This window comes from Gammaproteobacteria bacterium (genome assembly GCA_029884425.1).
Taxonomy (GTDB): domain Bacteria; phylum Pseudomonadota; class Gammaproteobacteria; order S012-40; family S012-40; genus JAOUHV01.
Genome location: JAOUHV010000001.1, coordinates 100,284 through 109,536, shown reverse-complemented (window position 1 = coordinate 109,536; position 9,253 = coordinate 100,284). Strand labels below are relative to the sequence as shown.

The 9,253-nt window shown below is 55.5% G+C and carries 9 protein-coding genes; 2 read left to right on the top strand and 7 right to left on the bottom strand.

The features are described 5' to 3' along the window. On the top strand, window positions 1–627 hold a 627-nt coding region (locus OEW58_00585), incomplete at its 5' end, for a phosphoadenylyl-sulfate reductase (GenBank protein ID MDH5299845.1). A 71-nt stretch (window positions 628–698) separates the two neighbouring features. Here the strand turns inward: OEW58_00585 and OEW58_00580 are convergent. The 3 genes from OEW58_00580 to OEW58_00570 are packed head-to-tail and all read right to left on the bottom strand — an operon-like array spanning window position 699 to window position 2,224. Beyond that, a complete protein-coding gene (locus tag OEW58_00580; protein MDH5299844.1) occupies window positions 699–1,190 on the bottom strand; it encodes a YchJ family protein in 492 nt (163 codons plus the stop codon). Next, window positions 1,187–1,702, bottom strand: a complete 516-nt coding sequence (gene def / locus OEW58_00575; GenBank protein MDH5299843.1) for a peptide deformylase — start codon at window positions 1,700–1,702, stop codon at window positions 1,187–1,189. The genes OEW58_00580 and def overlap by 4 nt, the downstream gene beginning before the upstream one ends. Next, window positions 1,703–2,224, bottom strand: a complete 522-nt coding sequence (locus OEW58_00570; GenBank protein ID MDH5299842.1) for an amino acid-binding protein — start codon at window positions 2,222–2,224, stop codon at window positions 1,703–1,705. A 118-nt stretch (window positions 2,225–2,342) separates the two neighbouring features. Between OEW58_00570 and OEW58_00565 the strand changes: the two genes are divergently transcribed. Next, window positions 2,343–3,209, top strand: a complete 867-nt coding sequence (locus tag OEW58_00565; protein ID MDH5299841.1) for a cobalamin-binding protein — start codon at window positions 2,343–2,345, stop codon at window positions 3,207–3,209. A 46-nt stretch (window positions 3,210–3,255) separates the two neighbouring features. Here OEW58_00565 and traF read toward each other — a convergent pair whose 3' ends face one another. From traF to OEW58_00545, 4 genes are all read right to left on the bottom strand, one after another. Beyond that, complete coding sequence (gene traF, locus OEW58_00560) at window positions 3,256–4,554, bottom strand: conjugal transfer protein TraF (GenBank protein ID MDH5299840.1); 1,299 nt, start codon at window positions 4,552–4,554, stop codon at window positions 3,256–3,258. 108 nt (window positions 4,555–4,662) lie between these two features. After that, a complete protein-coding gene (locus tag OEW58_00555; GenBank protein MDH5299839.1) occupies window positions 4,663–5,616 on the bottom strand; it encodes a dimethyl sulfoxide reductase anchor subunit in 954 nt (317 codons plus the stop codon). An 11-nt stretch (window positions 5,617–5,627) separates the two neighbouring features. Continuing rightward, window positions 5,628–6,272: a 4Fe-4S dicluster domain-containing protein gene (locus tag OEW58_00550; GenBank protein ID MDH5299838.1), complete on the bottom strand. Its 645-nt coding sequence runs from the start codon at window positions 6,270–6,272 to the stop codon at window positions 5,628–5,630. Then, window positions 6,272–9,235 (bottom strand): molybdopterin oxidoreductase family protein, encoded by a 2,964-nt coding sequence (locus OEW58_00545; protein MDH5299837.1) that lies wholly within the window; start codon window positions 9,233–9,235, stop codon window positions 6,272–6,274. Before OEW58_00545 ends, OEW58_00550 begins: the two co-directional genes overlap by 1 nt. Window positions 9,236–9,253 lie beyond the last annotated feature (18 nt).

Below are 9,253 nucleotides of genomic sequence, written 5' to 3'. Positions count from 1 at the left end.
TATCTGCCATTGTCTGTTGAGGAGCGGGTACGCCAACTGTACCGTGATTTCTCTGCCAACGAAGTGATGCTGACGTCATCGTTTGCTGCCAACTCGGCGTTGCTGCTTCACCTGTTTTCCACCACTGCGCCGCAGCAAAAAGTGCACTTCATTGATACCGGTTTTCACTTTGCCGAAACATTGGATTACAAGGACACCTTAACCAAGCTGTATCACCTGAAAGTGGTCGATGTACGCGCCGAAGACTGGAAGCACGCCTACACCGTCAAGGATCAAACCTGGAAAACCGACCCGGACTTCTGCTGCTCCATCAACAAAGTGGAACCGCTGCAGGCGATCAAGGAAAAATTCAACGTATGGATATCTGGCTTAATGCGCTGGCAGACCGAGCATCGCTCCAATCTGGAAGTGTTTGAACATCGCGGCGGCCTGATCAAGTTTTATCCGCTGATTGATGTCAGCAAGGAGCAGCGCCAAGCCTATATCCGCGATCATCATTTACCGTTTCATCCGCTGGTGTCGCAGGGCTATTCTTCCATCGGTTGCACCCACTGCACCCGCCCCGGCGATGATCGCTGTGGTCGCTGGGTTGAAACCGCCAAGACCGAGTGCGGCCTGCATCTCTAACTGCAAAACTATCGTGCATAAAAAAACCGGAGCTGCTCCGGTTTTTTTATGCACGCAATCCGACTAAACAATTAGCCGTTGGCACCACAACATTTTTTGTATTTTTTGCCGCTGCCACAACTGCAGGGATCATTGCGACCCACTTTCGGCGCAGCCTTCATCGGCAGAGTTTTGACCACGCCATCGATGTAAAACCAGCGACCGTTTTCTTTCACAAATCGACTGCGCTCGCGCATGGCGTGCTGCTGGCCGTTTTGCTGATAGCGCGCAACAAAATCGACAAAGCCTTCGTCATCGCTCTCGCTGCCGGCGTCGGTGGCCAAAATTTCCAGCCCCAGCCATTTCACCTTGAGCGCGCTTTCTTCCAGGGTGCCAGACGATTCCTTGGCCATGCTCGGGTGATAGGTTTCGTCCAGATAACTGACCTTGCCGGTGGCATAGGCGCTGTAGCGGGAACGCATTAGTGCCTCCGCCGTTGGCGCGTGCGCCTTGCCGCCGTGATACGGCTGGCAACACTGATCAAACGTTTTGCCCGAACCACACGGACACATCATCGCACTCATTTTGACTCTTTCTCCTGGTATACCTTGCGGGCAAACAAATCGTTACGGCGGCTCACCAACCGATCTAGAAACAGCAAACCATCCAGATGATCGATCTCGTGCTGCACCGCCCGCGCCTCGTAATCTTCCATTTCAAATTCCTGGCTGTTACCGTGCGGATCAAAGGCACGCAATTTTATTTTTTCCGCACGCACCACATTGCCGGTATAGTCCGGCACCGACAGACAGCCTTCGCGACCGACTTTCAAACCGTCCCACTCGGTGATCTCGGGATTGATCAGATACAACCGGCCATGGTGTTTGATTTTTTTACGTCCCGATACATCCACAATCACGATGCGCTGGTTGCGTCCCACCTGCGGTGCGGCAATGCCGACCGCACCAGGACCGCTGTCCATGGTGATTTCCAACTGGCGGACAAATTGGCGCAGCTCGTCATCGAATTGTTGCACCGGTTCAGATTCGCGCTGCAACAATTCGTTGGGATAAGTCAGTATTTCCAAGGGTTCCATTTAGCCCACCAGGGTATCAATGGCTTCGATGCGCACGTCCATGGAGTCATCATCAATGGCGTCGATGGCCTGCTGCAGAGCCTCAACACCCCGCGTGGCCACGCCCTGAATCTGCATGATGTAAATCGGGGCAGTGGCGCGGCCCGCCACGTCGGAATTCAAATCCAGAATATCCAGACCGGCTTCGGCCAGCGCGCCCGTCACCTGGGCGACAATCCCGGCGCGGTCGGCACCGAACACCGCGATCTGCACGTCTGGTGTTTTGTGCTGATGCAGACGACCCTCGATGGCATCCACATGCAGCCGCAGACCCATTTTGCGAGTCACGCCCACCAGCACGGTTTCCAGCCCCGAGGCACTGTGGTCACTTTGCACCATCAGCATGATGGTAAAATTGCCACCCAGCCGCATCATGGATGCTTCGCCCAGATTGCATTGATTGTCGAACAGGGCCTGGGTAATCGCCGAAACTATGCCTGGCTGGTCTTCGCCCACCACGGTTAGCATGTACCATTGTTGCATTGGAATTCCTCTCTGACTGCCCAGCCAACATCCGCTGGAAGAACGCCGCTCATTTTGTCACAGCGTTCCGGGTTTGTGTTAGTGTCTGCACACAATTTGCGATTTTTGAGGAGCCATCATGCACCGCATTTTCGTCACCGTTTGCCTTCTGCTTGCCGCCACACCCTCCCAGGCAGCCATCGTGGTCACTGACGATCTGGGTGCCAAGGTCGAACTGCCAGCACCGGCACAGCGCATCGTCAGCCTTGCCCCCCATGCGACCGAACTGCTGTTCGCTGCCGGTGCCGGAAACAAAATCGTCGGTGTGGTCAAATACAGCGACTATCCACCCCAGGCACAACAAATCCCCCAGGTCGGCGGCTACAAGGCACTGGACCTGGAACGCATCGTCGCGCTCAAACCCGATCTGGTCGTCGCCTGGCCATCCGGCAACAAACCTGCAGTGGTCGAACAGCTAAAATCACTGGGGCTGACCGTCTACCAAAGCCAACCTGACGAACTGAGCGATGTTGCGCAGAACCTGCGACAGTTGGGTAAATTGGCCGGCACGGAAGGCATTGCCAACCAGGCGGCACAAAATTTTACTGCCGAGCATCAAGCGCTAAAACAGCAATATGCTGCCAAGCCGCCGGTAACGGTGTTTTATCAAATCTGGAATCAACCGATCATGACCATCAACGGCCAGCACCTGATTTCCAAAGTCATTAATTTATGCGGCGGAAAAAATGTGTTTGAAAGCGCCCAGGCCAGTGCGCCCAAACTGGATGTAGAAGCGGTGCTCGCTGCCAATCCGCAAGTGATTGTCGCCAGCGGCATGGGCGAAGATCGTCCTGACTGGGTAGACGACTGGAAAAAATGGCCACAACTGCAGGCAGTCAAAACCAAGCAGCTCTACTTTATTCCACCGGATATCATCCAGCGCCACAGCCCGCGCATTTTGCAAGGTGCCAAGCAGCTGTGTGAAGCACTGGATAAAGCCCGCTAACAAAAAAGCCCGGCATTCGCCGGGCTTTTTTTACGCTGCATCCGCGTTAGAACTTGTAACCCACCTGTAACGCGCCACTCACGTCGGTGTTATCGGTATTGGCAGCCGCGGCGGCATCAATGGTCAAGCCAAAGAGGTACAATCCCAAACCCGCCGTCACAACGCTGGCATCACTGTCGGGAATGTTGTGGCGATAACCGGCGCGCAATTCCAGCAACCACAGATCCAGCTCGCCACCCAAACTCAGGTACTGGGTATCATTACCTATACCCAGTGGCTTGTTGTTGGTCACATCCAGATCCATCGCCAGCGTTGCACGCTCCCAGTCACGCGCTACACCCACACGGGCCGAGGGATCAACAGTTAATGAATCGCCAGAAATGGTTTTATAACTCTGTGGAATCAGGTTGCGCACGGTAAAGCCGGATTTCCAGCCGTTACCGTAATCTCTCGCCATACCAAAATCCATGGTGAACCCCGTGCTGTCCTTGGCTCCCTGACTCGTACTGGTACTGGCAGTATCCATCTGGCCAACAACGATGGTGTTTTCGTAGGTAGTCGCCTTAACCATTTTAGGTGTAATACCAAACGCGATATTTTGTCCTGCAACCTCATATTCTTTGGCCAGCGACAAACCGATTTCCTGGAACGCGCCAGCCTGCAGCTTGACGTAACTGTCCATCGTGTTGACATCCAGCGGATTGGCAGCAATATCAAGAATAGCCTGTGCCACTCCCAATATATTCGGATCAACACCAGTGATAACGCCAATGTAACGATCCAACTCACCCAGGTCGTGATTAGTAACCTCGCCAACAAAGCCACCACTGCTCCAACCACCCACGGTCAGGGCACCGGCAAAATTGCGGCTGGGAATGGAAATGGCCAAACCGCCGGCTAACTGCGCCTCCATCGGTTTGTTGGACATACTGCGCAAACCGGTTTTCAGATTAACCGTGGCAGTATTCAATGCAGTTTGTGCTGCGACAAATGTGGCACTATCTGTTGGTGCGGGATGAGTTGCATCAGGAGCCGTAAACGGCAACAGGGCATTATCAAACGCAGTAACGTAGTCATTGTCAGCGAAATCGCTGATCGACTGAAGCAGTTCATTCGGGTCAGCGATGCGCCCCGCCACGGCCAGCTCGAGATTAAAATCTTCATCGGGATGCGCTACCGCCAACAGCGCCGGGTTGTAAAAGCTGGCCGTACCACTGTTGCTGGCCGCGACCGACGCACCGCCCATACCTAAAGTGCGTGGGTCTTGCGCCATAAACGGCGCCGCCACTACGCTGCTACTAGCCCCAGCCAACATGGCACATACGATTAATGATTTACGAAACATTGATATCTCCTGAGTTACCGATGACCGTTGCCTGATCACGTGTTTTGATGCGAATAAACCCGCTATCGGTTTTTTGATATCAGAACTAAAGGACAAATTTTGATTTTGTCAGCCGACACTCTGATAGTAGATATTCTGCGGGTGATTGACCATCGCAAAGAAGTACCAACGCTCAGCCATCAACCCCAGATATTGGACGGCAAACGCCAGCGCCAGCAGCGAGGCTGAATCTTGCGTGATGCTAACCAGCAATAACAGCAGTGGCGCAACAAATCCCAACACAATAAAAATGGTTTTAATGTTGCGAATGAATTTTTCCGTTTGGCCGTGAAAAAATTCACGAGTGTTGTAACTGCCGCCCATCATGCCCATGGAACGCTGTTTCACGTTGGGATGCTTTATGCCTGTGGCAGTTTGCACCGTGGTGACCTGCTTGGCGCGCAGTTTGTTGTTGTACGACAAACCGACCAAGCGCGTCATCATCGCCGCAAACGTCAGCACTGCGGCAACCGGCAGATAAAACTTCACCAGCGCATCAGCCTCTTTGCAGGCGGCGAAACCGGCAGCAAACACAAAACCCGAAGCGCTGCCCATGAGGATGAAATTAATCATGGTCAACGGCGTTGCCCATTCACGCAAAAAACTCAGGCACTGGTAAATCATGCTGGTGCAGACGAACAAGGCGAAACAGGCAATCAAACCCACCAGGGTGATGACCAGCGATGTTTGCAGTTCCTGGTTGGTGTAATAGCTGGCGGTGTAGAGAAACGCCATCAACATGAAAAATGGCAGCGCAATGACCTCGCGTGACAGCCACGACGTACGCCAACGGGTCACCGCCCGCCAGGCACGCTCGGGATGACCGAGATGAAAAAACGAAGCGACCAGTCCACCGGCAATGAACAGCAACACCAGCGCACCGCCGGTGGCGTAGAACTCATTGCTCATGGCAAAACTGTCGTCCGCCAGATCCACCACCTGACCCAGCGCCAAGGCGATGAACAGCCCCTGGCCGACACCGATCAGAGTTGTCAGAAAAATTACCGAAAACGCCGGATGCATGCTGCCGCTCCCTATTCTTGTTCTGCTCGGTTGCCCGCCGAGGTGATCAGGCGTGGCAAGTAGTGGTTGGCCGGTTTGCTGCCCAGCTCGGGCATCAGTGCATAGCCATAACGCTCGCGAATCGCTTTCGACGCGTCGGAGTTTTCGTCATGCACGTCGCCAAAAATTCGCGCACTGGCCGGACAGGCCATAACGCACGCTGGCTTGCGTTCTTTTTCCGGCAGACTTTCATCGTAAATGCGATCCACACACAGGGTGCACTTCTTCATCACCTGTGAGTGCTCGTCAAATTCACGCGCACCGTAAGGGCAGGCCCACGAGCAATATTTGCAGCCGATACACTTGTCGTAATCAACCAGCACGATGCCGTCGGATTCGCGTTTGTGCGAGGCTCCCGTCGGACACACCGGCACACAGGGCGGATTCTCGCAATGCAGACACGACTTGGGGAAATGCACCGTCTGTGTATTGGGGAAACTGCCAACCTCATAAGTCTGCACGCGATTGAAGAACACACCGGAGGGGTCTTGGCCGTAAGGCCGGTCGTCGGGCATGGGGCCACCCATGCCGGAGGTGTTCCACTCCTTGCACGAGGTGACGCAGGCGTGACAGCCGACGCAGACGTTCAGATCAATTACCAGAGCGAGCTGAGTCATTAGCCTTTACCTCCCAACAGTTTGAACACCAGCTTGCGCACCCCATCCAGCGGCGCGGTCACCACGTTCATGGCGTTGTGCAAATTCATGGGAATTTTATATTTGTGACCACCCTGTCCGGCGCGATAGGCGAGCAGCTCGACCGGCTCCTCCTGGCCCGGCGCACGCTGTTGCGGTGCAAACTGCGGCCAACTGACTTTTTCCTCGGCGGCATCGGCCTTGTAAACGCGCACCCGCACGTCATACCAACCGGCCTGACCGGTGACCGGATCGGAGTTGGAAATGTGGTCACCTTCCGGACCCGGCGGCAGCTCTTCGGAAATCACGTGGTTGAGCAAAAAGCCCTGTTTGGATTCATTGGCATTGGGGCTAAGCGCCCAGGCACCGGCGGCCTTGCCGATGGCATTCCAGGTCCAGACCGTGCCCGGCTCCACCGCTTCGGAGAAGCGGCACATGCAGCGCACTTTGCCGTGCATGGATTCGACCCACACCCAGTCGCCGTCTTCGAAACCACCTTCAGCGCCGAGTTTGGGACTCATGTAGAGATAGTTGTAGGTGTGAATCTGGCGCAGCCAGGCGTTCTGCGAATCCCAGCTGTGATACATCGCCATCGGGCGTTGCGTCACTGCGTTGAGCGGATAAGTTTTCTTGTCCGAGCGCTCGCTTTCGATCGGCTCATACCAGAACGGCAAGGGATCGCAGTAGGTTTTCACCCGCTCGCGCAGATGTGCCGGTGGTTGCTTGCCTTCGCGACGGCCTTCGGCGGCCATGCGGAACTCCTGCAAAATTTCGGAGTAGATCTGAATCACAATCGGCGCGTTCTTGCTGATGATCAGATTGTCGTGCGCCCAAGTGAGATAGTCCTTGTTGAAGTTGCGCATGTACTGCTGATTTTTCGGCAGATGGTAGTGGAACACGCAGTTGTTCTTTTCGTACATTTCCCACTGTTTGGGATTGGGTTCGCCACGCATGGACTTGCTGCCATCCTTGCCGCGCCAACCGGCGAGGAAACCAACACCGGAGCCCGGCGCGGTTTCAAAATTGGTGACAAAGTCGGGATAGTTTTTGAACTTGCGCGTCCCATCTTCGTTGGTGAAGGCGGGGAATTTCAGCCGCGAGGCCAGCTCCACCAGCACTTCCTGGAACGGTTTGCACTGCCCGGTCGGCGGCAACACCGGAATACGCACCGAATCCACCGGGCCGTCGTATTCGGAGATCGGACGGTCGAGCATGGAGATCGCGTCGTGGCGCTCAAGATACGTGGTATCGGGCAGCACCAGATCGGCGTAGCTGACCATTTCCGACTGGAAGGCATCGCAGACAATGAGGAACGGAATCTTGTATTCGCCGTTTTCGTCCTTGTCGTTAAGCATCTGCCGCACGTCGGAGGTATTCATGCTGGAGTTCCACGCCATGTTGGCCATGAAAATCAGCAGGGTGTCGATTTTGTACGGATCACCGCGCCAGGCATTGGTGATGGCGTTGTGCATCAAGCCATGCAGCGACAGCGGAAATTCCCAGGAGAAACCTTTATCCAGCCGCACCGGCTGGCCATTTTCATCCACAAACAAATCATCGGGACTGGCCGGTGAACCCAGCGGCGCGCCGTTGAGCGGCTTGCCCGGTTGCACGTCGGCAGGTTTGCTGGGAATCGCCGGACCCGGTGGAATCGGACGCGGGTAGGGAGCCTTGTGGCGGAAGCCTCCGGGGCGATCAATGGTGCCGAGCAAGGTCAGCAGCAACGAAAAGGCGCGAATGGTTTGGAAACCGTTGGAGTGCGCCGCCAGACCGCGCATGGCGTGAAACGCCACCGGGCGGCCGGTCATGGTTTCATGCTCGCGGCCCCAGCTGTCGGTCCAGGCGATGGGCAGTTCAAAGCCCTGCTTCATCGCCGTATCGCCCAGCTCATGCGCCAGACGCACGATGTCTTTGGCCGGAATGCCGGTAATGCTCTCGGCGTACTCCGGTGTGTATTGCTGCACCCGCTCACGCAGCAGGTCGAACGAAGGACGCACGGTTGTGCCATCGGCCAGCCTGAACGAACCGGTCAGGGCAACATCCGGCAGTTCCAGTCCCCAATCATGGAAACTGACCACCGATTTTTTCGACTTGTCCCACAGCAGCGCCTGACCTTTATCGTCGGTACAAATGCGGCCGTAGTCGGGATGCTTGGGGTCATCATTCACCAGATGACCGCTGTTGCTGTAGTCGATCAAAAAGTCGCGATCGTACTTGCCGCTCTCGATCAGAATTTTCAGCATCGCCATGATGAAGGCGGCATCGGTGCCGGGTTTGATTGGCACCCACTCGTCGGCAATGGCGGAATAACCGGTACGAATCGGGTTGATGGAAATAAAACGGCCGCCCTGGCGCTTGAATTTGGACAGGGCAATTTTCAGCGGATTAGAGTGGTGATCCTCGGCGGTGCCGAACATCATCAGCACCTTGGCATGGTCCACATCAGGACCACCAAATTCCCAGAACGAACCACCGATGGAGTAAATCATGCCGGCAGCCATGTTGACCGAACAAAAACCACCGTGGGCGGCGTAGTTGGGAGTGCCGAACTGGCGTGACCACAAACCGGTCAGCGCTTGCATCTGGTCGCGACCAGTGAACAGGGCAAATTTTTTCGGATCGGTTTCGCGCAGGTGGCGCATGCGCTTTTCCAGAATGTCGAAGGCTTCGTCCCAGCTGATCGCCTCGAATTCGGAATCGCCGCGCTCGGCGCCCTGTTTGCGTTTCAGTGGCTGGGTGAGGCGGGCGGGGGAGTATTGCTTCATGATCCCGGAGCTGCCCTTGGCGCAGATCACACCCTGGTTCAGTGGATGCTCGGGATTGCCCTGGATGTATTTCACCACCCCGTCCTTGAGGGTCACGCGGATGCCGCAGCGGCAGGCGCACATGTAGCAGGTGGTGTTCTTAACCTCTAGCTTTCCGTTACTCGAAGGCATGCTCGACATAGGTATTCCCGCCAGTTA

Excerpts from the sequence above, each read along its gene's own strand:
- OEW58_00580 (MDH5299844.1), bottom strand. The coding sequence starts at position 1,190 with ATGAGTGCGATGATGTGTCCGTGTGGTTCGGGCAAAACGTTTGATCAG.
- def (MDH5299843.1), bottom strand. The coding sequence starts at position 1,702 with ATGGAACCCTTGGAAATACTGACTTATCCCAACGAATTGTTGCAGCGC.
- OEW58_00570 (MDH5299842.1), bottom strand. The coding sequence starts at position 2,224 with ATGCAACAATGGTACATGCTAACCGTGGTGGGCGAAGACCAGCCAGGC.
- OEW58_00565 (MDH5299841.1), top strand. The coding sequence starts at position 2,343 with ATGCACCGCATTTTCGTCACCGTTTGCCTTCTGCTTGCCGCCACACCC.
- traF (MDH5299840.1), bottom strand. The coding sequence starts at position 4,554 with ATGTTTCGTAAATCATTAATCGTATGTGCCATGTTGGCTGGGGCTAGT.
- OEW58_00555 (MDH5299839.1), bottom strand. The coding sequence starts at position 5,616 with ATGCATCCGGCGTTTTCGGTAATTTTTCTGACAACTCTGATCGGTGTC.
- OEW58_00550 (MDH5299838.1), bottom strand. The coding sequence starts at position 6,272 with ATGACTCAGCTCGCTCTGGTAATTGATCTGAACGTCTGCGTCGGCTGT.
- OEW58_00545 (MDH5299837.1), bottom strand. The coding sequence starts at position 9,235 with ATGTCGAGCATGCCTTCGAGTAACGGAAAGCTAGAGGTTAAGAACACC.